The organism is Mesorhizobium temperatum (assembly GCF_002284575.1).
GTDB classification, from domain to species: Bacteria; Pseudomonadota; Alphaproteobacteria; order Rhizobiales; family Rhizobiaceae; genus Mesorhizobium; species Mesorhizobium temperatum.
Map to the genome: position 1 here is coordinate 1 of NZ_NPKJ01000032.1, position 25259 is coordinate 25259.

Sequence of the window (25259 nt, forward strand, 5' to 3'; positions counted from 1 at the left end):
CCGCAGGCCTTCAAAAAGGCCCCATTAACCCACCAAACGCGACTTCGCTCCCCGTGCAAAGCCCTCCTTGTGGGAGAAGGTAGATCGGCGCGCAGCGCCGAGACGGTTGAGGGGTGTTGGAAGAAACTCAACGCTTCACTCCTTCCAGCACCCCTCATCCGGCCGAGCTTCGCTCGGCCACCTTCTCCCACAAGGGGAGAAGGGGGAGCTTCACTGCAGCTGCGGTTTCTTGAGAAAACTGTTGCGGTCGGCCGACTTGACGCGCAGCCAGGTTTCGCGGCCGTCGCGCACCACCCGCAACGGGATCTCGGCGCCCGCCGGGTTCTGCCACAACTTGCGGTAGAAATCGGCGAGCCCGTCGACTTCGCCGTCGCGGACATCCGAGATGATGTCGCCCTGGCGCAGGCCGGCTTCGGCGGCCGGGCTGCCTTCGGCGACGCTCATCACCACAACCTCGCCATTGCTCTCGGCGGAGAAGGCGCCGAGCCATGGGCGCGGTGGCTTGGCAACCTGGCCACGTGTCAGGAGATCGTCGAGAATGGGCGGCAGAAGGTCGATCGGCACCACCATGTTGATATCGGCGATCTCGCCGGCGCGGCTCATCTGCAGGCGCAGCGACCCGATGCCGAGCAGCCTGCCGTCCTGCCCGATGAGGGCCGCACCTCCCCATGACGGATGGGCGGGCGCGGTGAAGATCGCCTCGTCCAGGAGATACTCCCAATAGCCGGCGAATTCCTGCTTGGTGACGATATGCGCGCTGACCGCCTGGCCGATGCCGTCGGCGAGCACCACCGGGTCGCCGGCCATCGCCCTGGCCGCGTCGCCAAAGGCTACCGCAGGCAGGCCGAGCGGCGCCAGCGCCTGCACCAGGCCGAAGCCCGATTCCTGGTCGTAGGCGAGCGCGTGCGCGGGAACCACGCGCCCGTTGTGGTCGGTCAGCCAGACTTCTTCCGCCTCGGTGATGAGATAGCCGATGGTGAGCACCAGCCCGTTATCGCGAATGACCACGCCGCTGCCTTCCCGGCTGGTGCCCAGCGCATTGGCGGTGAAGGCATCGTCCGGGATCGAGGCGCGCACCGCCACGATGGACCGCAAAATCGTATCGATGGTCATGCTCTCAATCCCGGCAAGCGATGCGTGGGCCGCCAAACGCCCGATATCCCTATAGGTATGGCGCACGTGACGAGGCGCAAGGGCATCGGTGAGCCCTTCTCCCCTGGGGTCCCATTGGGGAGAAAGGGCATGCGGCGTCGACTATAGTTCAACATAAGTTGAACTTCCTGCTGACCGCACTACCTGTATCTATATGTAGATGAACCTGCCCCACGAATCTCCCGCTTCCATCGCGCAAGCTGATCCTCCCCAAAACTCTCCCCGCTCACACCACAAGGCCTCCCGAGATGAACCAATACACACCGCCGAAAGTATGGACCTGGAACAAGGAAAATGGCGGCGCCTTCGCCAGCATCAACCGGCCGATCGCGGGCCCGACGCATGACAAGGAGTTGCCGGTCGGCAAGCATCCGCTGCAGCTTTACTCGCAGGCGACACCGAACGGCGTCAAGGTGACGATCATGCTGGAGGAGCTCTTGGCGCTCGGCCACAAAGGCGCCGAATATGACGCCTGGCTGATCAGGATCAACGACGGCGACCAGTTCGGCAGCGGCTTCGTCGAGGTCAACCCCAACTCCAAGATCCCGGCGCTGATGGACCGCAGCGGGCCAAAGCCGATTCGCGTCTTCGAATCTGGCTCTATCCTGGTGCACCTGGCCGAAAAATTCGGCGAATTCCTGCCGACCGAGCAGCCGGCGCGCGCAGAAACCCTATCGTGGCTGTTCTGGCAGATGGGCTCGGCGCCCTATCTCGGCGGCGGCTTCGGCCATTTCTATACCTATGCGCCGGAAAAGATCGAATATGCCATCGACCGCTTCGCCATGGAGACCAAGCGCCAGATGGACGTGCTCGACCGGCGCCTCGCTGAAAGCGAATATCTCGGTGGCGACGCCTACACGATTGCCGATATCGCCGTGTGGCCCTGGTATGGCGGGCTGGCCAAGGGCCGCATGTACAACGACGCCGGCGAGTTCCTGTCGGTCACGGAGTACAGACACGTGCAGCGCTGGGCCGACGCGATCGACGCGCGGCCGGCGGTGCAGCGCGGGCGCATGGTCAACCGCACCTTCGGCGAGCTTGCGATGCAGCTGCACGAGCGCCACGACGCCAGCGATTTCGACACCAAGACGCAGGACAAGCTGGCGGCGGAGTGAGCAGAGCGACGGCGCTGAGCGGATGACGCGCCGATCTCCCCCCCTTGTGGGGGAGATCAGCAGCTTCAACCCGCCCCGTCTCGACGGCGGATCGCGATTGCACAAGCCGCAGGCAGGCCTTCCGCGCTACCCAATCCCAGACATATGTATCCGGAAATATATATTGGTTGACTAAAGTAACGGAACGTCCAATGCACATTCCCAGAACCGAACATGTCCGCTTTCAAACGGCTTAGACCATGCTGTCTATCTGATAAACATTATGGTCTAGCCATGTTGATATTGGTGTTGGCCTGACCTGGATCTCGAAACCGCAAACCGTCTCAATGGTCCAGTACTCGCCGGTCGCTGACTACCTGTGTGTCTTTCGCCCGGTTCCATAGATCAGCCGGATGACGAACACAAAATATCCAACCTGCGAAATGATCAAGGTAACGACCGTCCAGCCCAGCGCCTTCCAGATCGAACCCGTTGCCAAAAAAGTCGAGAGCGCCACGACGAATGACGCGGTGGTCATCCCCACCAGGAATTGTGGAAAATTCATCGTTTTTCACGGCCGTCCCGGAGCTTCTACAACCGCGACGACCACCCTTGCCCATTTACCCCACACCAACGTTTTCACCCTTTCAACGGTTGCGCAAGTGGCAATGGATCAGAAGTGTGTGCATGCTTAATGCATCCTATGGTTGAGACGCTTCCTGGCTGGCGCTGTTCCATTCAAAAAGAGCTGATCTAGTGAGGGAAGGCACGATGGAAATTTGTTGCGTGCCGGGCGCTCCGGGCGCAACGTAGGCGCTACGGACTGCGATAAAACAAGAATATCAGTCCAGAGGAGAATGGGGCCAAGGGGGAGGATCACATGGCGCTCAAGGTAATCGGCGCGGGCTTCGGACGCACGGGCACATGGTCGACCTTTGCCGCGCTGAACAGGCTCGGCCTTCCCTGCTATCACATGCAGGAAGTGATCCTCAACAAGGCCAACAAGGGCCACCTCGACTTCTGGCGCAAGGTAGCGAACAGCAAGCCCGGCACGCCGCACGACTGGGACCGGGTGTTTGCCAACTACACGGCGACGGTCGACAATCCCGGCTGCTGCGTGTGGCGGGAGCTGCTGGCCGAATACCCCGATGCCAAGGTGCTGCTGACGCTTCACCCGCGCGGTGCCGAAGGCTGGTACGACAGCACGATCGATACGATCTACTTCACCGAAAATCTCTGGCAGTTCAAGATTTTGGAGTGGCTGACGCCGTTCGGCCGAAAATTCGGCGACATGTCGCGCAAGCTGATCTGGGGCCGCGTGCTGGCCGGCGTGATGGACGACCGCGAGCGGGCGATCGCACGCTACAACGCCTACACCGAGGAGGTGAAGGCAGCCGTGCCGCCGGAAAAGCTCCTGGTGTTCACGGTGACCGAAGGCTGGGGGCCGTTGTGCCGCTTTCTCGGCGTGGCGGAACCTCAGGAGCCGTTCCCGAACCTCAATGACCGCTCAAGCGTCAAGAAGGTGATCCGCGACGTCATCAAGGGATCGTACATCATGCTCGGGCTGTCGATCGCGGGGGTGTTGGCGGTGCTGGGCGGGGTTTTGTGGTGGCTGGGGTAGCGGCCAGGAGATCACGCCAGGCAATCGCTTCAGACAAAAATGGCTCCAACTGGGTGTTGGATGACCACTTCGATGTCGGCGCCGCCCCTCATTGCCCTGCCGGGCATTTCTCCCCGTATAGTGACGGGGAGAAAGACACCTTCGGCGAGGATTTCGCCAGTCCCCAGCGTTGCAGAAAACGTGCCGAGGTTGCGGCCAGCCCCTTCTTCCCGTCACTATACGGGGAGAAGATGCCGGCAGGCAGATGAGGGGCAGCGCAAAGCGGAAGGGATTGCCCTGGGTAAAACCCACCAGCGCTGGACAGCCGCGCTCAACACATGGAGCCAGTTGCAGGATCGCCGCGCGACGCCGGAATTTTCCGGCGCTTCTCTGGCCGCAACACTGCCGCTCAGGCCGACATGGCCAGCGGCCTTGCGCTCTTGTTGGGGATTTGGATGTCGATTTCCAGCGTCGACATCGTCTCGCCGCGATCCATCGAGACCTGCAGATAGTCCTGGTCGATCTGCACATGTCTGGCGATGACGGCCATGATCTCCTCGCGCAGCACCGAGACGAGATCGGGCTGGCTGCGGTTGCGGCGCTCATAGGCGAGCAGCACCTGCAGCCGCTCGCGCGCCACCGGCGCGCTGCCGCGCCGCTTGAAGAGGTCTAACAAGCTCATGCTGCCCTCCTTCCAAAAAGCCGGTCGAGAAAGCCCTTGCGCTCGAACGGCACGACGACCGGCAGGTCCTCGCCCTCGAGCCGTTTGGCCGCCTCGATATAGGCGCGGGCGGCGGAATTGGTGGGATCGCTGAGCGTCACCGGCGAACCGAGGTTGGAGGCCTTGAGCACGTCCTGGCTCTCGGGAATGATCCCCAGGAGCGGCGTCGACAGGATCTCCAGAACGTCGTCGATCGAGAGCATTTCGCCGCGCGCCGCGCGGGCGGCATCGTACCGCGTCACCAGCACATGCTTGGCGATCTGCTCGCCCCGCTCGGCCTTGACGGTCCTGGCGTCGAGCAGGCCGATGATGCGATCGGAATCGCGCACCGAGCTGACTTCCGGGTTGGTGACGATGACCGCCTCGTCGGCAAAGCGCATGGCAAGCTGCGCGCCGCGCTCGATGCCGGCCGGGCTGTCGCAAAAGACGTAGTCGAACACCGAGCGCAGCTTGTCGATCACCTCGCCGACGCCCTCCTCGGTCAGCGCATCCTTGTCGCGCGTCTGCGAGGCCGGCAGCAGGAACAGCGTCTCGACCCGCTTGTCGCGGATCAGCGCCTGCGAGAGCTTGGCCGTTCCCTGGATGACGTTGACCAGGTCGAACACCACCCGCCGCTCGGCGCCCATGATCAGATCGAGATTCCTTAAGCCGACATCGAAGTCGACAAGGGCCACCTTCTTGCCGGTTCTCGCGACTGCGGCACCAAGGGCGGCCGTCGATGTCGTCTTGCCGACGCCCCCCTTGCCCGAGGTGACCACCACTACCTTGCCCATATATGCCTCCATTATTGTTGGTATTGTTAAGCGTCTGAATTATGCGATGCGCTTAAGTCTTTGTTTTTATTCCAAAACCGCCGCGTACTTTCGGGCGACTGCATTAGCTGAACGGCGTGATGCGCAGCGTGTCTTTTTCGAGAAACGCCTGGACGGCTTTTCCACGCAAGGACGGCTCCATCTCTTCGGCGGTGCAATACCAGCCGTCGACCGACAGCAGCTCGGCCTCGTTTTTGCGGCAGAAGATGCGCGCCGCCGAATGGCCGAGCACACCGGCCGACGCCCGCCCGCGCAGCGTGCCGTAGACATGGATGGAGCCGGCGGCGACGATCTCGGACCCGGAGGCGACGGAGCCCAGCACGATGACGTCGCCATGCGCATGAAAGACCGACTGGCCCGAGCGGATCGGCGTCTTCACCATCAGCGTGGCCGGCGCTTCCGGCGGCCTGTCTTCCGGCTGCTTGCCCTGTTCCGCCCTGCCCGCCTCTTCCGGCTTGCCCGTCGCTTCCGGCCTGCCCTTGGCGTCGGCCTGCATCAGCAGCCCGGCGGTGGCCTCCTTCGCACCGATCAGCACGGGCGGCAGATTGGCCTCGAGCGCCGTGCTGCCGTCGAGCTCGATGGCATAGATGCGGATGCCGCGCAGGCCAAGCTCGGCAACCAGCGCTTCGATCTGACCGATCTCCGGCTTCAAAGTGTTGAGGTTGAGCACCACCGGCCGGCCGGCGAAATAGCCGGGAGAATTGCCGATCCAGCGGTCGAGGCTCCCCAGCCACTCCGAAAGCGGCGCCTCCGGCGTGAGCGTGAAGGCGACAAACGAGCGGGCGCGAAAACGAATGGATTTGGTCTCGACGGGGGCGGCGAAGGTCACGGACAGCGATTCCTTACTGATAGGTAAACGCTAGCCAGCCATGGTTAACGAAAGGTTAACGGAGGGGGTGTTCGCGACATTAGGAAGCCATTTACTGACAGGCTCGACCGTGTCAGCAGCCGAGCGGACGGCGCTGGAAATCGCCAGCCCTTTCCTCGACACCTTGCCGGCTAAGTGCCCTTCGCTGCGTCCTCGATCAGTTCCGCCAGCAAGGTGGAGAACCGCTCGTCAGTCCTATCCCCTATGTTTCCCACTTCTCTTGCCACCATCCCGGGCGAAGAGACTGACACTTGCCCACTCAGTTGAACGTTGACCGTGAACGTCCTTCCGACTGCCTCCATTCCTCGCTTCCTGTAGACTTTGAACCGAATGGATGGTGTTGACGCTTTGGCTTGGCGGCGTGGCGCGGTGTCCATCTCGACAGTCACCTCGCCCGCCACCTCAGCCTTGGCTGCTTCCAACGACGCAACCACGACGTCGTTTAGCCAGGCCCTGGCTTGCGCGCCGAAGTCCACCCCCTCGGCCTTCTCATTGCGGACCTTCCCCTCTTGCTCACGGGCTTCCTTCCCGCGCTCAAGGGCTTCTTTGAACTTAGACATCATGGTTTGCCTCCGATTGTGAGCGCATGAGACCAGCCGTCACATCGCTCCTCCTAATGGGTAGAACGCGCACAATCGGCGTCCGTTGCGTGAGCGGAGCTCGCGGTTCGCCGCTGCGCACGGTAGTTTCCTTCTGGCGCGGTCGATCGCCCGGGTGGCGGCGGTGATCGCGGCGCTGTGTTGGTGGCTGGGGTAGCGTGTCAGCAGCCAGCCCGACAGCGCTGGAAATTCCCTGCCCTTTCCCACAAGATGCCTGAACATCCCTGAGGGCTCGACATGTGCAACCTCTACAACATCACCACCAGCCAGGAAGCGATCCGCCAGTGGACCCGCGCCTTGCGCGATATCCTCGGCAATCTCGAGCCCTCCATCGACATCTACCCCAACCAGCCCGGCCCTGTAGTGCGCAACGCGCCGGACGGTGAGCGCGAGCTGGCCAACCTGCTGTGGGGCATGCCGACGCCGATTGAGCGGGTGAAAGGCAAGGCCGACTACGGCACCACCAACATCCGCAACCCGCAATACGGCCACTGGCAGCAATATCTCGGTGTCGAGAACCGCTGCGTGGTGCCGCTCACCAGTTTCGCCGAGCCGAGCCCATCGCCCGGCGACAAGGATCCGGATACCGGTATCCAGAAAAACTACTGGTTCGCGCTGAACGAGGAGCGGCCGCTGTTCTTCTTCGCCGGCCTGTGGACGCGCTGGCAAGGTGTGCGCAAGGTCAAGGACGGCCCCGGCGACTTCGAGCTCTACGGTTTTCTGACCACCAGGCCAAACGCCCTGATCGCGCCGATCCACGAGAAGGCCATGCCGGTGATCTTGACCACCCAGGAGGAAACCGAGACCTGGCTGACCGCGCCGTGGTCGGAGGCCAGGCACCTGCAGCGCACGGCACCGGACGATGCGCTGGTGATCGTCGACAAGCCGGCGACGCAGATCAAGTTTCCGCCGCAGGCGCCACAGGCTCCGGTACAGGGTTCGCTGTTCTAAAGCTTGAACTTCTGCAGCACCCAGATGTAGCCCTTCGGCGGGTGGTCTTGGTCGATGAACTGGGTCTTCACCATCGTGTTCGTTCGGCTGCACCGCTTGCACCTGAACCGGATGGTCTCCAGCGGCTTGTTCCAGCCCACCACCTTCGCCACGTCGTTGGCCCTGAAGCGTCCGACATGGTAGCAGTGGCCGCACTCGACGATCAGCAGCATGTTGGCCTTCGCGGCACGTCCAACGCTGTCCATCGGCCCGGCCATGGCTCATTTCCGGGTCAAATAATCCTCGGGAAGCGGGAGCAGGCCAAGATCCGGCATCCGGAAATTGGGCTCCTTCTCCGCTACGCTGGCCATCACCTCATGCAATTTTTCCACAAGCCCGCAAAGCTGCCAAAACAGCTCGCCATGCGCCTTCAGATGCAGTTGCGACGAAAGCACCGTCCTGCGCAGGCTCAGAGCATCCCTGATGATCGCCTCCGCATGCCTCGTCGACAGCCTGTCAAACCGGCTTTTTCGTCTGCCCATCGCGGCTCTCCCCATTTTGTGAGCAACCGCCCCACCTACTGACAAATAGGAAGGCATTCCTCGCCGAGTCAATTCACACTTGACATTTTTGTTCCCGTTTTGTTCAATTTGAACAGAAACTATCGGAGCCATCGCCATGGACCGCATCGTGACGCTGGACAGCCGCCAGGAGGCTGCCCTTCAGGCAGTCGCCGACAAGTTCATTGCCCAGCACAAGGGCGACGCGGTGAAGGCGCTGAAGGAAATGATCGTGCTGAATGGGCATCTGCAGGAACGGCTTGATGCCCTGTCGTCACCACGCCGAGCGACGCGCTAACCGCTCAGAGATGACGGTAGCAGGACGCGTGCTCAATCGAGCCGTTCGAAGGTCGGCTTAGCGCCAACAACAGTCGTTTGATGCGATATCGGCGAATGACGGTTGTCGACGCCATTTTCTGACCTTCGCGCGGTCGAAACGGGGTCATGTGCGTCTCTTTCGCGCCTTCCGCCCAGCAGCTAGTGGTGTCGCTTTCTGAGTGGATCAAATAGCGCTATATTTGGGCACCAAGTGCTCGATGTAGGTAACGACTTTTTTGGATGAGCAGCCCCGGCGAAGCGTGAAATTCGCATCATTTGGGAATGGTTCCTGACATCGGCTGCCGTCCGAAACCGATCAGGTGGATCCAATGCGTCAAGGGTATTTCGCTCTTGCCTACCTGCTGGCACTGTTCGTTGGATCGTTTGCGGCCAGCCAAGGGCTGGCCGCAACTGTTCCGCATGTAGGCCTTCTCACCTATTGGGACTGCAGCCCGGGTACTGTTCAGGACGAATTCGGACCGTTTCTCAAGGGGCTCGAGGAACTGGGCTATAGGAAGGGCGAGACCTTTGCACTCGAGTGCCAGGCGGCCGGCAAGAATTACGACAGACTTGCCGAAGCGGCGCGCAAGCTGATGCAGCTTTCTGTGGACGTGATCGTGACAAGCTCTCAACCGGCGGGACGTGCAGCCCACCAGGTGACGGATTCGGTCCCGATCGTATCGATCGTCAGCGGGGATCCGATATCCGCTGGCCTCGTCGCCAGCCTCGCCAGGCCAGGCGGCAATTTTACCGGGGTGAGCTACTATGCGACCGAACTTACTGCCAAGCGTCTGGAACTGCTGAAAGAAGCAATTCCGGGTATCGTCACGATCGGGGTTCTGGCCAACCCGGACGTTTCCTATTTGCCATTCGAGGCTGATGCAATGCGCGCGGCCGAAAAGCTCGGCATTGGCGTGAAGCTTCATCACATCAGGCAGCCGGCGGACCTCGATGTCGCAATCCCGGAAATGAAGAAAGAGAGCGTGCAGGCAATCTTCGTCCTGCCCGACGTCATGCTCGCCGGCGAGGCGGCACATATCGCCGATCTGGCGCTCGAACAGCGGTTGCCGACGATGGCATGGGCTCCGTGGTATCCGCGAAACGGCTGTCTGCTTGCCTATTCCGCGGATTACGCGGAGATGCTGCATCGGCTGGCTTTCTATGTCGACCGGATTCTCAAGGGAACGAATCCCGGCGATCTTCCGCTCGAGCAACCGACAAAGTTCGAGCTGTCGATCAATTTGAAAACGGCCAATGCCCTCGGCATCGAGCTGCCGCAGACCATATTGCTCATGGCTGACGAAGTCATCGAATGAGGATGATGTGCGGGTTTCGATCCATCGCGAAGCCGCTCCCGTACGCCGATCACTGTTTCGGAAGTATTTCATAGCCCTTTTCGCCGCTGTCATTGTCCCCGTGGCTGCCAGCGGCATCAGCGACGCCTGGTTCGGCTATCACGACCAGCGTGCCATGCTCAGCGCTCTCTTGCGGGTCGAGGCCACATCGGCAGCCGGCAAGATGCAGAGCTTTCTCGCCGGCATCAGGAATCAGCTCGGCTGGACGCTCCAGAGGACCTTGACCACGGCCGCCGGGGGACAGCATAGGCTGGAAGCCCTGCGGGCAATGCGCCAAGCCCCGGCAATCGTCAGCATCAGTCTTGTCGACCATGCTGGCGTGGAGCGTCTGTACGTCTCCCGCATTGGCCTGAACAGGTTGGAAGGCGGATCGGATCGCTCAGGCGATCCCGCCGTCGCAGGAGCCCGGTCGACGGGCATATGGTATGGCCCAGTCACGTTTCGCAACGGCTCCGAACCGTTCCTGACCATGGCGCTGTTGGGACCCATCGACAGCATCGCCGTCGCCGAGATCAACCTGAAGCTCATCTGGGTAGTCATTTCGGAAATTCGTGTGGGGCGCAGCGGCCAGGCAATTGTTATCGACCAGACCGGCCGGATCATCGCTCACCCGGACATCAGCAAGGTGTTGCAGGGCACCGACGAGAACACGGCGGCGGCCCTGCGCAGATTGCGGGACAAAATTGTCGCAGCACACGGCGAGGCGGCAACGGCCCGCAACGCCGAGGATGAACGCGTCGTGACTGCGATGGCACCGATCCCCAGTGTTGGCTGGACTGTGTTCGTCGAGCAACCGCAGGCAGAGGCGTTTGCACCGCTCTATGCTTCTTTGTGGCGGACCGGCGGCCTGTTGCTTGCGGCAATCGTCTTAGCGGCGGCGCTCGCCTACTGGCTTGCCAGGCGCATGACGGGCCCGATCCGCCTCCTGGAGGAGGGCACCGAAAAAATCGGGGCCGGACAGTTCGATCACCGGATCGACATCGCCACCGGAGATGAACTTGAACGGCTGGCGGTCCGGTTCAATCAGATGGCGCAGGAACTCGCCGTATCGCGGGATCGATCGGAGCGGATCGCGCGGCTGAAGCGCTTTCTCGCACCGCAGGTCGCGGAACTCGTGGAAAAGTCCGGTGACGAGAGCGTGCTCGCAGGCCAGCGGGCGGAAGTAGTCGCTGTCTTCTGTGATTTGCGCGGCTTTACCGCGTTCTCGGCGCATGCGGAACCCGATGACGTCATGCAGGTATTGCGCGACTACTACGAGGCTCTCGGCGCGATCATCACACGCTACGAAGCCACGCTGACCAACTTCTCCGCGGATGGGTTGATGGTGCTTGTCAACGCCCCTGTGCCGAGCGCGGAGCCAGCGCTTCGCGCTGTCGAGATGGCGATTGACATGCAGGATGCCGTTCAGCACCTGATCGCCGAGTGGCGTCTGCGCGGCCACGCGGTCGGTTTCGGCATTGGACTCGCGATGGGACGGGCAACGGTCGGCCGAATTGGCTATGAAGCCCGCGTTGACTACACCGCGATCGGCAATGTCGTGAACCTGGCGTCGAGACTGTGTTCATCGGCCGACGATCGGCAAATTCTCACCGATGACTCTGTGGCGTGTTCCGTCGGCGGCAAGATTCCGATGGTCGCCCTCGGCGCGCGCCACCTCAAGGGCTTCGATGAGGAAGTACGCGTGTACGACGTCGGAATACGGAGCCTGACGTCAGATTTCGCTCCTGATGCGACGGAGATCAGTGCGAAAAGCTAGACTTGGCTAAAATCGATCTTGGGACGCGGCTGGACCGAATGGCAACTCGTCACGTCGAGACCGGACCATCGAGATCGTGCAATTGGACAGCAGCTACGGGTCACGACCGGCCGACGCGGCCGGCCGCCTTGCACGTCGTTCCTGACATTACCCGGCGACGCCGTCAGATCTCGAAAGGAGGTTCAATTCGGAGCGCAGACGATTCGGGTCGGACAGCGCCGTTTCGATCGCCGCATGGAGATGCCGCCAGATCGGCACCGCCTCGGCCAGAACCGCCCGGCCGGCTGGCGTCAGCCGCAGCAGTCGGGCGCGCCTGTCCGTCAGATCGGGCGCCGTATCGACGAGGCCACGACGCTCTAGCGGCTTGAGATTGGCAGTCAAGGTCGTCCTGTCCGTCACCAGCAGCGCCGCCACGCTGCCGAGGTTCGGTGGTTTCGGCCGATTGAGCGACATGAGGAGAGAGAACTGCCCGCTGGTGATGCCGGCGGGCTTCAGCGCGACATCGAAACGGCGTGCGAGCGCACGCGCCGCCCTATGCGTATGCAGGCACAGGCAGGTGTCACGCACCAGAAGGGTGGTTTCGAAGGCAAGGTCGGCAGGAGCGTGCATCTGAAAGGTTGACATCCATAGACTCCTTACGTTGATATCAACATAGATGAGGAAGGGTCAATCGACGGCCGCATTCCCAAGGATCTGACGTAGAAGGAAGCGGACCGTGTCCACGATGCAGCCATTCCTGATGTTCCAGGGCCGCCATGCCGAAAAGGCGATGAACTTCTATGTCTCGCTGTTCGACGACGGCGAGGTTCCCGAAGTCACGCGCTGGCAGAAGGGCGAGCAGGGCGCGGAGGGCAGCATCAAGCTGGCCCGCTTAAGGGGCGCCGGGCAAAGCGTGCTGGCCAGCGATAGCCCGGTAAAGCACGCCTTCGACTTCACGTCATCCTGGTCTTTCTTCGTCGACTGCGCGTCGGACGAGGAGCAGAGGCGGCTCTTCGCCGAACTGTCGGATGGTGGCGGGGTACTGATGCCGCTGGACGACTACGGTTTCAGCAAGCGCTTCGCCTGAGTCACCGACCGCTTCGGCGTGTCCTGGCAGCTCAATCTCCCCTGACGCGTCGAAGCACCAATCAAAAAGGAGACGACCATGAAGATCGTGACCAGCCTGAGCTTCCAGGGCCAGTGCCGCGAGGCATTCGAGTTCTACGCCAAGGTCCTGGGCGGAAAGATCACCGCCGCCATGCCCTATGGCGATGCGCCCCCCGGCATGCCGATCACCGATGAGAAGCACAAGACTTGGCTGATGCACTGCTGGCTCGATGTCGGGGACCAGGCGCTGATGGGTGCCGACATGGACGCCGGATGGGCACCTAACATCGACAAACCCAAGAACGGCTTCGACGTCACCCTGCACACCGAGGACAAGGCCGAAGCCCAACGCTGGTTCGATCAACTGTCTGAAGGCGGCAAGGCTGTCATGCCATTCGGCGAGACCTTCTGGTCGCCCGGCTTCGGCTCCCTGATCGACAGGTTCGGCGTCCCGTGGATGGTCAACGTCATTCCATCGGCTGACTGGAGGCCGTCGCAGGGCTGATCCCATACCCAAAAAATACCGATAGAAGAACGCGACCGGATGTCGGCACCGGCGGCGCCGGCGCGTCCTTTGGGCGTTAACAATGTCGTCAACGGAACGGCTGCCTGTTGGCAACTTCGTTGCGATAGCGGACGGTGGGTTTCGGGCTCCTAGGCTGCCAAGCAACAATGCGCCTAGTGTCGGCCGTTGAGGTTAGGCTTTGCCACCGCCTGAAAGCAGCCTTACCGGTGACCACGCCGGAGGTCGCGGTTGCGCCAGAAGCGGACCTCCATGATTTCATGTCCAAATATCGCGTTTCAGATCGGATACCTGAACAACGCCGTTGGCGAGGGTAGCGACGGCATCGACAACGATGAGGGCGGCTTCGGCCGCCCCTGCCCCACGTTTAATGGCAACGGATGACGTTCAGGGCCCTGTAGCACGGCGGCGACGAGCCCGACACGATGTCGCAGGCAAATCCACGCGACGGGCCCCAAAGGCCGTCCCCGACTCTATGTTCCCTTCACAATTCTCGGCTTAGTTGGTCGGCGGGATTGAGCCGCACTCTCAAGGGCCAAGGCCAGCCGCTTCTCGTCTTCGATGGCGCGATCGACTGCCTCGATTTCCTCTTGGAGCTCCTTTAGCTTGGCTCCGTAGCTGGAGCCGTCGCTGTCCCCGATCTGAAAGCCGCTTGCCCGCATTGCGTCGCGGGTATGGTGCACGTTACGGACTCCTTCGCGTCGAGTCGCGACTAGGATTTCCCTGAACTCTCCAAGACGTTCAACGTGATTGCGAGTCATTGCGTTCTCCTATTTCGTCGTCATCGGCGCTGACGGCGATTCAGCACGGCTAAAACTTACGGCGCAGAAGGTTTAAGCGACTCTAAGAGATACGCTCGACAAAACATGAATGCGGAAGCTCAAATTTGACCGTCTTGCAATAAAGTCGAGCGCGGGAGGAGGAAATTGGCGTGGGGCACGAGCGGCATTTATAGAAATGCTCGCGCTCGTCCTTCACCGAGCCGCCGTGTCTCGTGCCGGTAATCGGGGGACCTAGGTCGGATAGCTTCGTCATTGCCGGTCAACATCGGCTCCGGCGAAAGGTTCCTCCACTCGCTTCGGCCCCACCTACATGAAGTTGGCCGCCGAGACCGGCCTCGATTCCTGCGCTGATGCACCGCGTGGCGGTGATCGGCTCCGGCACGCTCGACAGCCTGCCGCACAACGGCGCGGCGGTGACGTTGCTCGCGGTGTGCGGCACGACGCACAAGAGAGTTATCTCGACATCGTCATGGTCGGCATCGTCGGTCCCCTCATCGCCATGGTGGCGGTGGTCGCGCTTAGCTCCTTTTGAGACGACGACAATCCGGAATCCGGCCTGCCCGGAGTGGTGATGGATGCACTCGTCCATCAGCGCCAATGCGTTTACATTGCTCGCGACCAAAACAACCGTCACGGAGACTTCCATGTCCCGCCCCGTCTTCGCTTGCCTGGCCCTCGTTCTCGGTCTGGTCGCGCCTGTGGCTGTGCCGGCGCCCGCCCAAGCCGTCACGATCGAGATCAATATCGGCACGAACCTCAACAATGGCAGAGCGATCACATGCCGGGGTGGCGGGAGGCTGCTGCGCAACCGTGGTTTTCGGGACGTCCGCCGCGTGGACTGCCGCGGGCGCTTTTTCGTCTATCGGGCCCGCCGCGCCGGCGGTTACTTTGAATCGCGTTGAGGGAGCGCGATGGCCCTGTCGTCGACCTGCGCCGCAGGCGGTGGCGAGGGCGTGGATCTGTCGCCGCGGCCCGCGGTTCCACACGCGGCGTGCCTCGTTGGGCTTCCGCTCGCGCTGCCCATGTCATGGACTGCCAGCGCCGTCACAGGCAGCCGTCACATGGCCTCGCGCGAGCGGCGAGATGTTGCTTCAGCTGCGCTATCTGGTCGGCCGACCAACCCTGCGGATCGGTTACGGCGAGCCACGCGTTGACGTAGTGTTCGGGCGCAAAGACATGTCCGTAGCCCATCGGCGTACCAGTGGCGACTGCCATGTCGAGGGCCAGCTGGAGCATCGTCACGACGGGGTACCAACTCAGCTCCGGCGAGACGTCCGGACCCCGTGGCGCATCCATCCATGCAGGACGGCGATAGAAATCGCGATAATCGAAAAACGTGATCGCATCGCTCGCATATTGGAGGTAGACGATGCGCAGCGGACCCCAGGGTGCGTCGGTCGGATCGGGTCCGCCTTCCTGGTTCATGAAACGGATGAAGGAACCGTCCCGGAATTGCGGCAGCCAGGCCGGTGAGCCGGGGTTGCGATGCTCCGTCACGCTGCGCCACATCCTGGCTTCGAACGGCGGACCGCTCCACAGCGCCCCCTGGATAGGGTCACCCAGTATCTCGAAAAGCTCTGCCGACTTCTCGGAGTTCAACGCTCCGAGACTCAGGCCATGCAGGTAGAGTTTTGGCCGGCTCTCGCGCGGAAGTGTCGTCCAGTGTCCATAGACCGCGGCAAACAGAGCCTGTGCTGCTTCCGAGCCGTATTCCGGCTCGAACAGCAACGACAGCGGGCTCGACAGATAGGAGTACTGCTGTGCGACGCTCGCCACGTCCCCCCTGTGGAGGTACTCGACTGAATCCATGGCAGCGGGATCGACCCAGCCGCTGCCGGTCGGCGTGACGACGACGAGTACTGACCGTGCGAAGGCGCTGAGGCGTTTCAGCTCTTCGAGGGCGATTTGCGCCCTCTCCTCGGCCGTGTCCGCCACGCGAAGCCCGACATAGACCCGGATAGGCTCGAGTGCATCTGCGTGCGTGAACGCGGCTATCTCTGCAGCGGTGGGTCCCGTCGCGATGAATTCTCGCCCCGCCCGTCCAAGTTCTTCCCAGCCGACGAGCGAAGCCGGGCTGCCGGTCTTGAGCGGAGATTCCGGTTGCGGCCGGTCCGGTTCGATGAGGGCGTCGAGCGCAGCGAAGGACGAGTCAGCCACGCGGAGCGCGTAGCGGACGAGCACACCGTTTGCGACCGCCCAGAACAACAATATCGCGACGGCGAAACCGATTACCCTCGAAACCCTGCGCGGGACGAAACGGCCGGACCGCTCCGCAATCAAACGAGAGATGCCCTTGAAGAGCCGGGCAAGCGCTATGACCACCAGGAATGTGACGATCGCAATCAAACAGACTTCGAACGGATGTGCACTCGTCACGGGTTCGAGGTCCATCAGTCGACGGATCGAATTCTGCCATTCTGCCGCCCACCACAGAAACAGTATGGCGATGGCGGCGCAAACGGCTGCGGCGACGATCTTGAGAGCGACCAGGAGCCGCTCACGCGGTTCCGGAAGCTCCATATAGGTCCATAGCCAGCGCCACACGACGCCGACACCGTATCCGACTGCGAAACATGCCCCGGAGAGCACGCCCTGGGTCAGATAGGTTCGGGGGATGAGCGTCGGCGTCAGCGAAGCGACGAAGAACAGTGTGCCCCAGATCAGGCCGCCGGCAGCAAGCGACCGCCAAAACCTTGTCACCCAGCTACGCATAGGGCCGCTTCGCTTCTCTTGGGTTGAATTGTCTTGGATTGAATACGATGGGCCATCATGGCTCGCCCTCGCGTTTTGTAGAAGGAGGCAGCTGTAAATTTCCGGCTGCTTCGTCCAGCAAGTCGCACGATCTGATCAGCTCGCATTTACGATCGCCAAAAATCCCCTTCGCATTTGCATGGCCGATATCTGCAAATGGCACGACCGCGCCGGGAAGGTCGGACGAGTCAAGAGGCTATTCGGTTTGAGCGTCAGCCTTTCACGCCGACGACATAGAGGACTTGCTAGTTTTGGTCTAAATCCAATTTAGAGTTCATTCTGGTGAAGCAATGTCCGCTCCTGGCGCCCGAAGCTGACGTTCTAACCTGCCATTGGCGCAGTGCGCGGGATTTAGGCTGCCGCGGATCGGACACCGCCGGCACCGGCGAGTCGTCCAACGATCTTGCTCAGCGTCCAGGCCAGCGGCGCCAGAACCATCCTCAGCAGAAAAGCTAGGACAAGACAGAGTATAAGGTAGGCCGCAAAGGCGCCGAGCCAGGCCGGGAGACCTGCTTGTTCGGCTATCCAACCGGCCGCGTTTGGCAGAAGGTGAGGTCGCGTGATCGCCACATAGGGAAGTGCGACGACAGCGGCGACACCGGCTGCGGTACCGACGGCGGAAAGCGATTGGAACGCACCTTTGCCTGCAGCCCTCAGATTTGCTATCCGCACCGTTCCGCGACCAGCCGCGGCCACCGGTGCCCTCGCAACGCGCAATGCCTTGGCTGCGGCGCCCACGCTCCCGACGACGATTGCCGCATCGAACGCAGCCCAGCCCATCTCGCCCCAGGTCGGAAGCCGCTCGCCGCGGGTGATCACCCCTTCCAGATCGGAAACGCCGCCCAGGACTATGTTCTTCGCACCAAGCAGCGTGCGGGTGAACTGTCTGCGAACTGCTGTTCCGTCAACGATCTCGAACTCCGAGAGCATCTCGTGCCCGCGACCCTTGAGCTCGTGAATGGCAATAAGCCCATATTGCTCCGGCGAAATCTCGGCGAGGCCGAATCCCACCTTCCGGTCGTTCCACAGGCTCGAGAGGCCCTGACCGACGGTTTCCTGCAACAAGTACTGCGAGGATCCATTCTTCATGAAATAAGCAATCACCGGCACGACCGGATGGCCGAGACGGTCGAAAACCTCCATGAAATCCGCATCCTCGCCATAGACGAGGAACACTCTGGCTGCATCGTCGCCATATTTCGCCGCTGCCTCATGCCAGCCGAGCCCGCCTGCCGCGCAGGCTGCAAGAACCCATGGCCGAGCCTGCTCCACAGCTTTGCTGCTGAGCGGGCAACGGGTGTCGTCCTGGCGAACTTCCTCCGCCAGCGCGGCTCGCATAACCTCATCCTCGAAGTGATGGGGCTCCCGCCATTCCCAGCTACAAGGGGACAATCCTGTTCGAACGCGAACGGACAACCGCCTAACTTGCGGCTGTCGAAAGCGGTGCGCTTACCGCCGCGGGGGCATAGACCATGGTAGACTCGCCGCGCCCCTTTACGGTGATCTCGCGCAGCGGGGTCAGCGGAATCCTGTCTGACACCAGTTCGGCGGTCGCCCGGCCGATCACCAGCGGAACGCCGAGATCCTTCGACGCACCCTCCAGCCGCGATGCCAGATTGACCGCGTCGCCGAGCGCCGAATAGTCGAAGCGCTGCTCCGATCCGATATTGCCGACGACGCATTGCCCGGTGTTGACGCCGATGCCGATGCGCAGCGCAATCGGCGTTTCGCCGCGCGTTTCGGCTTCCGCCTGCAATTGCGCGTTCAGCCGATCTAGCGCGGCGAGCATTTCGAGGCTGGCCTCCACCGCATGGATGGCGTGGTCTGGATCGTCCAGCGGCGCGTTCCAGAACGCCATCAGGCAGTCGCCGATATATTTGTCGATGGTGCCGCCATGCGCCATCACGACGTCGGAAAGCGGCGTCAGCAGCCGGTTGATCAGCGTTGTCAGCCGCTCGGGATCGCCCTTCATCGCCTCCGCGATGGTGGTGAAGCCGCGAATGTCGCAAAAGAGAATGGTCAGCGTGCGGACCTCGCCGCCAAGGCGAAGCTGCGTCGGGTCGCGCGCCAGGCGTTCCACCAGGGCCGGCGACAGATATTGCGAGAAGGCGCGCGTTATGCCGCGCCTAAGCTTCCGCTCCGCCGCGAAATCGCGCGCCGCCTGCGCGCTTGCGACAAGAGTAAAGGCAAGCGCTGGCGCCAACGGCGCGACGAAGACACGGCCGTAGCGCAGCGCCATATAGCTGCCGGCGAGGAGCGCCAGCACGGCAACCACAGCGCCGGCCAGGGTCTTCCATCCGGTCGACTTCCAGACGGCAAGAACGCCAATGCCCGCGCCAAGCAGGATCGAGAGAATTGCCTCCCATGCCGGGGGGCGCGCGATGAACAGCTGATGCGCCAGATTGTCGAAGACCGTCGCCTGGATCTCGACGCCGGAAACGAGCCTGCCGGTGCGGATGGTGAACGGCGAGGCGTGGACGTCGGCGCCGCCTTGCGACAGCGTCGGCGCGTTCTGCAGGCTGAGCCCGACCATGACGATGCGGCCGCGGAAAAAATTCTCCGGCAGGAAACTGTCGGGATCGAGCGCCTGATAGTAGGAGACCGTCGGATATGTGCGAGACGGGCCGAAGGCCTGCAGCAGCGCGTTTCGCGGTACAGTGGCCGGCCGGCCGGCGGCGTTCAGAAGCTCTGCCGCAAAGCCGTCGCCATAGCCCGGCACGCGCCGCAGGATGCCGTCGCCGTCGGGCGCGATTGAGGCGATGCCGGTTGCGGCACCCGTCGCGGTGAAAATGGCCAGCGGCTCGACCCGGACATGCTGGGCGGCCTGCTCGGTCTCGATGAATGTCTCGTCGCCGGCCAGAACCACGTCCGGGCCAAGGCTCTTGACCAACGCTTCGTCCGCGGCCGGCGTCGACGGCTCGGCAAAGATGATGTCGAGCCCGACGGCTTTCGCTCCAGCGCGGCGCAGAGCCTCGACGAGCCGCCCGTGAAGATCGCGCGGCCATGGCCATTGCGGGCCGATCTCGGCAAGCGAGGGCTCGTCGATGGCGACAATGACCGGCCCGTCATCGGGCGGGGGCGGCGGCGAAATGGTCGAGAGATAATCGAAAGCGCGCGCCTCGACGAGCTTCCATGGCGTGAGCAGGGACAGACCAGCAACCAGCAGCACGGCGAGGACCGCGATCGCAAGAATGCCGTTGCGGCGGGAGGGGGTTCCGGGCGCGGAAGCGCCAAGGCCCTTCCACCACGGCCGGCCTGCAAACATCAGAACCGGACCTTCAGCGAACCGACGATGCTGCGGCCCCAGCCGGGGGTGAACGATGCGACCTGAAAATCCTCGTCGAACAGATTGTACGCGGCAATTTCGAGTTCAAATCGTTTGTCGAAAGGTTCCCAGGTCAGGAAGGCATCCGTCGACCAGTAGGATTCGAGCTCAGTCCCCGCCGCATCGCCGGTGCGTGAGCCGACATAGGTTTCGGCCAGCGTGACCTTGATGTTGGACGGGTGAACCCAGGTCAGGCCAAACCGCGCGGACGTTTCGGGGACAAAGGGCAGCGGGCCGCCGAAGCCTGGACTTGTCGGATCTTCGTTCTCTGAATCGGCGTAGGCAAAGGTCGCGAACGCGCCGAAGCCGTTGCCGATCCAGACGTTGGCCGTGGCGCTGATCCGGTCGAGCCGGCCCTCGCTGAGATCGATTGTGGTGGCGGAAGCCGGAACGCCGATCGAAAGTTTCTCGAATTCCTGATGCTGGTAATCGACGGCCGTAAAAAGGTGGCTGTTCCACTCGGCGTCCCAGCGCGCGGCAAACGTGTCCGAAAAGCCGTCGACAGCTAGAGAATTCTGATTGGATTGCAGGCCGAGTATTCCGACCGGCGCCAAGGTCGCCGACGTTATGAACGAACCTTCGCGCAGGAACCCGGCGCGTAGGTAGTGGCCTTCGAAAGGCGTCCAGGCGACGCCGAGGCGAGGCTCCAGGCGTTGTTCATCAATCGTGCCACCGTCGAGATAAGTGCCGAATAGGGCTCCCTCCACTTTGAGATTGGGGTTGAACTCGTAGACGGCGTCGAAATAGACGCGCCCAATGGCGACGTCGACTGCCGTAGTGGATTCGGATATGATTGTGTCCGGGATAAAAGGAAACACGAAAGAAAACGTTTCGTCTTTTGAGACTTCCAATAGTCCGCCCTCACCTCCGTATCGGAGAGTCAAGTCACCGGTTCCGTAGATGTGATTGAATGCGGCGAGATAGGATTGCTGGCTGGTCTCACTCTCCAGAATGAATCCTGTTTCCCCGAAGCCGATTTCCTCCAAGCGGGTTCTGTTGCTTCGATCCGTAATGTCGGTCGCAAACAGCGCCGCGCTGGCAACGTTCTGGTAACCAAATGTATGGCTCCAGGCGATCCCGGCGTTGCCGGTTCGGGTGTCGCCGGTGTCGGCATACGTTCCTCCTAGCGGCAGAACGGTAGGGTCCAGCACTGTGCTTAGGTCGAACTCGAGATCCTTGACATCGATATACGCCACCACCCGGTCATTCGGCGTCGGCTTCATGGCCATGTAGCCTGTGCCGGTGATCGACCGGTCCTCGAGATCGAACTGGCCGGTCGCTGGATCATCGCCGCGACGCGTGTCGGTCTCCAAACCGTTGATCGTGCCGTAGAAGCTCCATGGAAAGGGAGCTGGTTGATACCCTTGGGTTTCGATTTCGCTGTTCCAACCCAGATCGCCGTCATCGGCGACAAAACCCCCGCCGACGGTGGTTTCGATGAAAGGTCGCCGGAGGATGTTGGCGCTCCTCTGGCGGCCGGCCAGCATTTGCGGGTCGAGCATCAAGCCTTGGAAAAACGATGAGAAGCTGGTTGTATTAGTGCCCGGTTCCGTCGGCACGTCGCCGAAACGCAGATTGTTGACGAAGGGATTTAAGCTACCGGCAAGCGCCTGGTCGACATAGCCGGAGCCGGTGAAGGGATCGAAAACCGCGTCGCCGTAGTAGCGGCCCCACGCGTTGAGATTGAGTAGCCGGAACGCGTCGTTCAACGTCGAGCCGGTGTCGCGATTGGCGCTGAGCGCGGCATAGTCGCCGCCGCGGGCTCTGGTGCGCTTCAGCGCTTCCTGTGCGCTGGCGATCGCCTTGTCGGCTTCGTACTCGTCGATTGCAACCGCCGTGCGGAAGGATGAAATCACCGGATCGTTCGGATCAAGGCGATCGGCGTTTTCGATAGCCTGTTCGGCGGGTTCCAGCTCGCCGGCTTCGTAATAGGCGACGGCAAGCAGCAGCAATCCATTGGAATAGGCCGGATTGGCGGTCGTGCCGGCGAGCAGGTCGTCACGCGCTTTGTCCAGTTCGCCGGTCTGCAGATAGTAGCGGCCGCGCGCAACCAGCCCGATGTCGAATGCCGGATCGACTGCGAGCGCCGTGTCGATTTCGGCCTTCGCTTCGGCCGTGCGGTCCTGCTCGAGATAGATGATGGCGAGGTTGGCGTGGGGGACAGGATCTTTCGGGTCGAGTTCGATAGCGCGCTTCAGCGCCGCCTCCGCCTCGCGAGTGGCGCCGCGCGCGCTCTGAACGAGGCCGAGAGCGTTCCAGCTCGCCGAGCCGGGCGCCAGCTCCACCGCGCGCTCGAGGTCGGCAAGCGCGCCTTCAAGATCGCTCTTGATTCCGGCCCGATAACCGGCGCGTGCTTGGAGCGCGATCACATTATCCGGGTCGAGCGACAAAGCGCGATCGATTGCCGCTTCCACCTGTTCGCGGTCGTCGAGCAGGAACGCAATTTGTGCCCTGAGGGCGGGCAGCGTCGGATCACCGGGATAGCGCCGTTCGGCGCTTTCGAGAACGGCAATTGCAGCTTTGAGGTCGACCAGAAATCCGGCCGTCAGAGCCTCGGCGATGGCCGCGGCGACGCCGGCATCCGCATTAACCGGCGGAGCTTCGATATGGCTGGGGTCAGCCAGCGAGCGCGCATAGTAGCCGCCATAGCGCGCCATGACACGCCGGCTGGGATCGAGATGCGGCGCCGCGCGTTCGAACAGATGCGCCGCCTCGGCATAGCGCTGTTCGGCGCCGGCGATCAACGCGTCGATCAGATCGAGCCGGGCTTCCTGCGCGCGCGTCAGCGGGAATTGTCGCGCCTGCCTGGCCGCGTCGCGCGCCGCTTCCCGCCCTTCAAAGTCAAGATTAACCTCGGCCAATGTCACCCAGTCCTCGGCGGATCGGGACGACGGCTCTATCGCCTTTATCCTGGCGCGCGCCTTGCGCATGTCCAGGCTCGACAATGCCGATGCTGGCAGGACGGTGAAAGCGTCGCGCAAGGAGTAGTAGAACAGCATCTGCTCGCGGTCGTCCGAATCGACGATGACGACCTTCGTCGGCGCCGAGCCGATGGTGGCCGCCGCGGCTTCGCCTTCGGCGACGCTGACCGAGCCGAATTCGTTGGCGAGTTCTACCGTGCCTTCCAGCACGATCAGCGAGGTGCGGCCCTTGCCGTCGACGGTCATCGTCCAGTCGGTGCCGCGGATGGCGGCGGCGGCGGCGGGCGTGTCGATGGTCAGCCCTTCGCCGCCGCGCTCTGCTCGCGCCCAGATGGTGCCGCTCTCCAGCTTGAACTCGGTGTCGGACGCCGCGCCGATCTTTTTGACCAGGAGCGTCGTATTGCGGCCAAGCCGCATCTGGGTGCGGTCGGCAAACAGCACTGCTAGACTGCCGGTGGCGTTGGTGCGCAGATAGTCGCCGGGGACGACGTCCTGCCTGAGATCGACCACCTGCCAAGAGGCGAATTCTAGGAAGCGCACTTCCTCGCCCGATTTGCGGGCAATGACCGACCCGGCCGCCGGCTGGTTGCGCGGCACGACATCGGCCGCCGCCGGCTGGATGCCGACGAGCGCCGTCAACAACAGTGAAAAACTTGCCGGCCCCCGCATCGCAGTTCTGAAGCGCCCCCTCTTCGAACGGCTTTATGACGGTTCATTCATCGAACTGTCAAATACTCCGTTGCAGCAGATCGCCGAATACGGCAAACGTTGCTGCCCGGACACACAGCATCGGAAAACAGGCGCTATTGTCCGGGCGGCTGTGACCTACAAGCAGTTGAGTGAAGGGAGTTCAAAGTGGGACCATCTTCGTCGCTTGAAAACCCGTGGCTGACCGAAGCCAGCTGCTTCTGGACAGCGTCGTCCAGACTGTGAAAAGACTGAGGGCGTAGTCCTCCGCAACTCCGCTTTGGGTGACTCCGACCAATGCGCGAAGGGCAGCTTTGAAGGAGCGCCCTGAAGGTCGCGTTATGGCGCAACAACGATGTCCAAGGTGGTCGCCGGCAACGTCCGCTATCGGGCAACAGCGAAAATCACCTCAACGGCCGACATTGGGCGCATTGCTGACCGGGATTCTATGGGCCGACAGTGGACTGGCAGTTTCAGGCTGCGGATCTTCAAGAGCGGACATTCAGGTCGGCGTGGGCATCGTCGCTGACCCGATGCGGACCTTCTGCAGCGGCTTTTCCACGCTCGATAGCAGACGTTCGACGGAACGGGTGATCCCCCCGGCAAACACCGATGATGTCAGATAAAGTGCGGCAGACAATGTCATGAGGAAGCGAGGCGACATTTCGCGCTCCGCGACAGCCGGAAGTGATCGACAACCGTTCCAACGTTTTCCTTCGCGATTGACCCATCCTGGTCAAACACCCCAAACCGGTGCGGCTGCATCACCGTTCCTCCGGCGGCTTGAGGTGCCGAAACTGCATCAGCAGCAGCAGATCGTAAGCGATCTTCAGTGCACCGCAGATGAGGAGGGGCCAAGCCCGGAACGAGGCAGCGAACAGAGCGCCCGCCAGCGCGGGACTGACTGCGGCGGCCAGACTGCGCGGCACCGATGTAAAGCTCGCGGCCGCCGCCCGCTCCGCCTCCGTGACGACGGCCATCACGTAAGATGATCGCGTCGGCACGTCCATCTGCGACAGTGCTGCGCGGATCAGCAGCAGGACGAGTGCCAGAGGCAGCGTGGGCACCAACGCCGCCAGCATCAGGGCGATGCTCGACGGAATGTGGGTGAACACCATCGTGTTGATCAATCCAATGTGCCGGGACAGCCAAGCTGAAACGGGGAAGGAGAACGCCGAAAGCACGCCGGACCAGAAGAAGAAAAATCCCGCTTCGGAAAGCGACAGATCGAATTTTTCGAAAAGCCAGAGGGCAAGCAGCGACTGGACGACAAAGCCGCCGGCGAACGCATCAAGGCTAAAAAGTGCCGCAAGCTTGAAAACAATATTGCGCGAGGGGCCGAGCGCGGACGCGGTGCCGGCGTCCGACGTCGGACGGCGCCGCGGGATCCGCGCATAAAGGAGGCCCCCGAACAGGCCG

The 25259-nt window shown here is 62.3% G+C and carries 26 protein-coding genes and 1 pseudogene; 12 read left to right on the top strand and 15 right to left on the bottom strand.

The window, feature by feature from the left end; genetic code table 11:
* Positions 1-210 precede the first annotated feature (210 nt).
* Positions 211-1113 (bottom strand): S1C family serine protease, encoded by a 903-nt coding sequence (locus tag CIT26_RS09130; RefSeq protein WP_095492299.1) that lies wholly within the window; start codon positions 1111-1113, stop codon positions 211-213.
* A 287-nt stretch (positions 1114-1400) separates the two neighbouring features.
* On the opposite strand from CIT26_RS09130, the gene yghU reads away from it, so the two are divergent.
* The 3 genes from yghU (at position 1401) to CIT26_RS09145 (ending at position 3867) form a co-directional block, all read left to right on the top strand.
* The gene (gene yghU, locus CIT26_RS09135; protein ID WP_095492280.1) at positions 1401-2267 is read left to right on the top strand and encodes a glutathione-dependent disulfide-bond oxidoreductase; all 867 of its coding nucleotides are present in this window, start codon (positions 1401-1403) and stop codon (positions 2265-2267) included.
* Positions 2268-2659: 392 nt separating this feature from the next.
* Positions 2660-2941 carry a hypothetical protein gene (locus CIT26_RS37430; protein WP_245319294.1) on the top strand — a complete coding sequence of 94 codons (282 nt, stop codon included), beginning with the start codon at positions 2660-2662 and terminating at the stop codon, positions 2939-2941.
* A 185-nt stretch (positions 2942-3126) separates the two neighbouring features.
* Positions 3127-3867: a sulfotransferase family protein gene (locus CIT26_RS09145; RefSeq protein WP_095492282.1), complete on the top strand. Its 741-nt coding sequence runs from the start codon at positions 3127-3129 to the stop codon at positions 3865-3867.
* A gap of 388 nt (positions 3868-4255) precedes the next feature.
* Here CIT26_RS09145 and minE read toward each other — a convergent pair whose 3' ends face one another.
* The 4 genes from minE to CIT26_RS09170 form a co-directional block, all read right to left on the bottom strand.
* On the bottom strand, positions 4256-4528 hold the full coding sequence (gene minE, locus CIT26_RS09155) for a cell division topological specificity factor MinE (protein WP_023803855.1): 273 nt from the start codon (positions 4526-4528) through the stop codon (positions 4256-4258).
* Positions 4525-5340 carry a septum site-determining protein MinD gene (gene minD / locus CIT26_RS09160; RefSeq protein WP_095492283.1) on the bottom strand — a complete coding sequence of 272 codons (816 nt, stop codon included), beginning with the start codon at positions 5338-5340 and terminating at the stop codon, positions 4525-4527. Before minD ends, minE begins: the two co-directional genes overlap by 4 nt.
* Positions 5341-5443: 103 nt before the next feature.
* Entirely contained in the window at positions 5444-6208 is a 765-nt protein-coding gene (gene minC, locus CIT26_RS09165) for a septum site-determining protein MinC (RefSeq protein WP_095492284.1), read from the bottom strand.
* 170 nt (positions 6209-6378) lie between these two features.
* The gene (locus tag CIT26_RS09170; protein ID WP_095492285.1) at positions 6379-6810 is read right to left on the bottom strand and encodes a hypothetical protein; all 432 of its coding nucleotides are present in this window, start codon (positions 6808-6810) and stop codon (positions 6379-6381) included.
* Between the two features lie 273 nt (positions 6811-7083).
* On the opposite strand from CIT26_RS09170, the gene CIT26_RS09175 reads away from it, so the two are divergent.
* On the top strand, positions 7084-7797 hold the full coding sequence (locus CIT26_RS09175; RefSeq protein WP_095492286.1) for an SOS response-associated peptidase: 714 nt from the start codon (positions 7084-7086) through the stop codon (positions 7795-7797).
* Here CIT26_RS09175 and CIT26_RS09180 read toward each other — a convergent pair.
* Together CIT26_RS09180 and CIT26_RS09185 are read right to left on the bottom strand one after the other, a co-directional pair.
* Positions 7794-8054, bottom strand: coding sequence for a hypothetical protein (locus CIT26_RS09180; RefSeq protein ID WP_095492287.1), 261 nt, complete (start codon positions 8052-8054; stop codon positions 7794-7796). The two genes, CIT26_RS09175 and CIT26_RS09180, sit on opposite strands and share 4 nt — an antisense overlap.
* A 3-nt stretch (positions 8055-8057) precedes the next feature.
* Complete coding sequence (locus CIT26_RS09185; protein WP_095492288.1) at positions 8058-8318, bottom strand: hypothetical protein; 261 nt, start codon at positions 8316-8318, stop codon at positions 8058-8060.
* Positions 8319-8454: 136 nt separating this feature from the next.
* Here CIT26_RS09185 and CIT26_RS36470 point away from each other — a divergent pair, with 136 nt between their 5' ends.
* The 3 genes from CIT26_RS36470 to CIT26_RS09200 all read left to right on the top strand — a co-directional run bounded on the left by CIT26_RS36470 (position 8455) and on the right by CIT26_RS09200 (position 11765).
* Positions 8455-8634, top strand: a complete 180-nt coding sequence (locus CIT26_RS36470; RefSeq protein ID WP_095492289.1) for a hypothetical protein — start codon at positions 8455-8457, stop codon at positions 8632-8634.
* Positions 8635-8983: 349 nt separating this feature from the next.
* Entirely contained in the window at positions 8984-9970 is a 987-nt protein-coding gene (locus tag CIT26_RS09195; RefSeq protein WP_245319295.1) for an ABC transporter substrate-binding protein, read from the top strand.
* A 7-nt stretch (positions 9971-9977) separates the two neighbouring features.
* Positions 9978-11765: an adenylate/guanylate cyclase domain-containing protein gene (locus CIT26_RS09200; protein WP_095492291.1), complete on the top strand. Its 1788-nt coding sequence runs from the start codon at positions 9978-9980 to the stop codon at positions 11763-11765.
* Positions 11766-11912: 147 nt separating this feature from the next.
* Here CIT26_RS09200 and CIT26_RS09205 read toward each other — a convergent pair whose 3' ends face one another.
* Positions 11913-12374, bottom strand: a complete 462-nt coding sequence (locus CIT26_RS09205) for a MarR family winged helix-turn-helix transcriptional regulator (RefSeq protein WP_095492300.1) — start codon at positions 12372-12374, stop codon at positions 11913-11915.
* 115 nt (positions 12375-12489) lie between these two features.
* Between CIT26_RS09205 and CIT26_RS09210 the strand changes: the two genes are divergently transcribed.
* Together CIT26_RS09210 and CIT26_RS09215 are read left to right on the top strand one after the other, a co-directional pair.
* Complete coding sequence (locus tag CIT26_RS09210; protein WP_095492292.1) at positions 12490-12831, top strand: VOC family protein; 342 nt, start codon at positions 12490-12492, stop codon at positions 12829-12831.
* 78 nt (positions 12832-12909) lie between these two features.
* Positions 12910-13356: a VOC family protein gene (locus tag CIT26_RS09215; protein ID WP_095492293.1), complete on the top strand. Its 447-nt coding sequence runs from the start codon at positions 12910-12912 to the stop codon at positions 13354-13356.
* Positions 13357-13847: 491 nt separating this feature from the next.
* Here CIT26_RS09215 and CIT26_RS09220 read toward each other — a convergent pair whose 3' ends face one another.
* Positions 13848-14135 (bottom strand): hypothetical protein, encoded by a 288-nt coding sequence (locus CIT26_RS09220; RefSeq protein ID WP_095492294.1) that lies wholly within the window; start codon positions 14133-14135, stop codon positions 13848-13850.
* A gap of 319 nt (positions 14136-14454) precedes the next feature.
* Here CIT26_RS09220 and CIT26_RS37435 point away from each other — a divergent pair.
* Positions 14455-14688 (top strand): annotated as a pseudogene (locus tag CIT26_RS37435) (GntP family permease); the annotation flags it as partial.
* Between the two features lie 112 nt (positions 14689-14800).
* A complete protein-coding gene (locus CIT26_RS09235) occupies positions 14801-15058 on the top strand; it encodes a hypothetical protein (RefSeq protein ID WP_245319296.1) in 258 nt (85 codons plus the stop codon).
* A 142-nt stretch (positions 15059-15200) separates the two neighbouring features.
* Here the strand turns inward: CIT26_RS09235 and CIT26_RS09240 are convergent, their stop codons facing one another.
* From CIT26_RS09240 to CIT26_RS09255, 4 genes are all read right to left on the bottom strand, one after another.
* Complete coding sequence (locus CIT26_RS09240; protein WP_095492295.1) at positions 15201-16868, bottom strand: alpha/beta hydrolase; 1668 nt, start codon at positions 16866-16868, stop codon at positions 15201-15203.
* Positions 16869-17258: 390 nt separating this feature from the next.
* Complete coding sequence (locus tag CIT26_RS09245; RefSeq protein ID WP_095492296.1) at positions 17259-18245, bottom strand: hypothetical protein; 987 nt, start codon at positions 18243-18245, stop codon at positions 17259-17261.
* An 82-nt stretch (positions 18246-18327) separates the two neighbouring features.
* A complete protein-coding gene (locus tag CIT26_RS09250; protein WP_095492297.1) occupies positions 18328-20172 on the bottom strand; it encodes a CHASE2 domain-containing protein in 1845 nt (614 codons plus the stop codon).
* On the bottom strand, positions 20172-23822 hold the full coding sequence (locus CIT26_RS09255) for a tetratricopeptide repeat protein (RefSeq protein ID WP_095492298.1): 3651 nt from the start codon (positions 23820-23822) through the stop codon (positions 20172-20174). The genes CIT26_RS09250 and CIT26_RS09255 overlap by 1 nt, the downstream gene beginning before the upstream one ends.
* Here CIT26_RS09255 and CIT26_RS36480 point away from each other — a divergent pair.
* A complete protein-coding gene (locus tag CIT26_RS36480; RefSeq protein ID WP_167391336.1) occupies positions 23716-24045 on the top strand; it encodes a hypothetical protein in 330 nt (109 codons plus the stop codon). The genes CIT26_RS09255 and CIT26_RS36480 overlap by 107 nt on opposite strands.
* Before the next feature lie 297 nt (positions 24046-24342).
* Here CIT26_RS36480 and CIT26_RS36485 read toward each other — a convergent pair whose 3' ends face one another.
* Both CIT26_RS36485 and CIT26_RS09260 read right to left on the bottom strand, forming a co-directional pair.
* On the bottom strand, positions 24343-24504 hold the full coding sequence (locus tag CIT26_RS36485) for a hypothetical protein (RefSeq protein ID WP_167391338.1): 162 nt from the start codon (positions 24502-24504) through the stop codon (positions 24343-24345).
* Between the two features lie 100 nt (positions 24505-24604).
* Positions 24605-25259 (bottom strand): MFS transporter (locus CIT26_RS09260; RefSeq protein WP_143747809.1); only part of this gene is annotated, 655 nt, incomplete at its 5' end.

What these genes read in the sequence shown, in the direction of transcription:
- CIT26_RS09235 (WP_245319296.1), top strand. Translation starts at nt 14,801, where the DNA reads ATGTCCCGCCCCGTCTTCGCTTGCCTGGCCCTCGTTCTCGGTCTGGTC.
- CIT26_RS36470 (WP_095492289.1), top strand. Translation starts at nt 8,455, where the DNA reads ATGGACCGCATCGTGACGCTGGACAGCCGCCAGGAGGCTGCCCTTCAG.
- CIT26_RS36485 (WP_167391338.1), bottom strand. Translation starts at nt 24,504, where the DNA reads ATGTCGCCTCGCTTCCTCATGACATTGTCTGCCGCACTTTATCTGACA.
- yghU (WP_095492280.1), top strand. Translation starts at nt 1,401, where the DNA reads ATGAACCAATACACACCGCCGAAAGTATGGACCTGGAACAAGGAAAAT.
- CIT26_RS09245 (WP_095492296.1), bottom strand. Translation starts at nt 18,245, where the DNA reads ATGCGAGCCGCGCTGGCGGAGGAAGTTCGCCAGGACGACACCCGTTGC.
- CIT26_RS09215 (WP_095492293.1), top strand. Translation starts at nt 12,910, where the DNA reads ATGAAGATCGTGACCAGCCTGAGCTTCCAGGGCCAGTGCCGCGAGGCA.
- CIT26_RS09205 (WP_095492300.1), bottom strand. Translation starts at nt 12,374, where the DNA reads ATGCACGCTCCTGCCGACCTTGCCTTCGAAACCACCCTTCTGGTGCGT.
- CIT26_RS09130 (WP_095492299.1), bottom strand. Translation starts at nt 1,113, where the DNA reads ATGACCATCGATACGATTTTGCGGTCCATCGTGGCGGTGCGCGCCTCG.
- minD (WP_095492283.1), bottom strand. Translation starts at nt 5,340, where the DNA reads ATGGGCAAGGTAGTGGTGGTCACCTCGGGCAAGGGGGGCGTCGGCAAG.
- CIT26_RS36480 (WP_167391336.1), top strand. Translation starts at nt 23,716, where the DNA reads ATGACCGACCCGGCCGCCGGCTGGTTGCGCGGCACGACATCGGCCGCC.
- CIT26_RS09170 (WP_095492285.1), bottom strand. Translation starts at nt 6,810, where the DNA reads ATGATGTCTAAGTTCAAAGAAGCCCTTGAGCGCGGGAAGGAAGCCCGT.
- CIT26_RS09255 (WP_095492298.1), bottom strand. Translation starts at nt 23,822, where the DNA reads ATGCGGGGGCCGGCAAGTTTTTCACTGTTGTTGACGGCGCTCGTCGGC.
- CIT26_RS09180 (WP_095492287.1), bottom strand. Translation starts at nt 8,054, where the DNA reads ATGGCCGGGCCGATGGACAGCGTTGGACGTGCCGCGAAGGCCAACATG.
- CIT26_RS09175 (WP_095492286.1), top strand. Translation starts at nt 7,084, where the DNA reads ATGTGCAACCTCTACAACATCACCACCAGCCAGGAAGCGATCCGCCAG.
- CIT26_RS09145 (WP_095492282.1), top strand. Translation starts at nt 3,127, where the DNA reads ATGGCGCTCAAGGTAATCGGCGCGGGCTTCGGACGCACGGGCACATGG.
- CIT26_RS37430 (WP_245319294.1), top strand. Translation starts at nt 2,660, where the DNA reads ATGACGAACACAAAATATCCAACCTGCGAAATGATCAAGGTAACGACC.
- CIT26_RS09240 (WP_095492295.1), bottom strand. Translation starts at nt 16,868, where the DNA reads ATGCGTAGCTGGGTGACAAGGTTTTGGCGGTCGCTTGCTGCCGGCGGC.
- CIT26_RS09250 (WP_095492297.1), bottom strand. Translation starts at nt 20,172, where the DNA reads ATGTTTGCAGGCCGGCCGTGGTGGAAGGGCCTTGGCGCTTCCGCGCCC.
- CIT26_RS09210 (WP_095492292.1), top strand. Translation starts at nt 12,490, where the DNA reads ATGCAGCCATTCCTGATGTTCCAGGGCCGCCATGCCGAAAAGGCGATG.
- CIT26_RS09220 (WP_095492294.1), bottom strand. Translation starts at nt 14,135, where the DNA reads ATGACTCGCAATCACGTTGAACGTCTTGGAGAGTTCAGGGAAATCCTA.
- minE (WP_023803855.1), bottom strand. Translation starts at nt 4,528, where the DNA reads ATGAGCTTGTTAGACCTCTTCAAGCGGCGCGGCAGCGCGCCGGTGGCG.
- CIT26_RS09185 (WP_095492288.1), bottom strand. Translation starts at nt 8,318, where the DNA reads ATGGGCAGACGAAAAAGCCGGTTTGACAGGCTGTCGACGAGGCATGCG.
- CIT26_RS09195 (WP_245319295.1), top strand. Translation starts at nt 8,984, where the DNA reads ATGCGTCAAGGGTATTTCGCTCTTGCCTACCTGCTGGCACTGTTCGTT.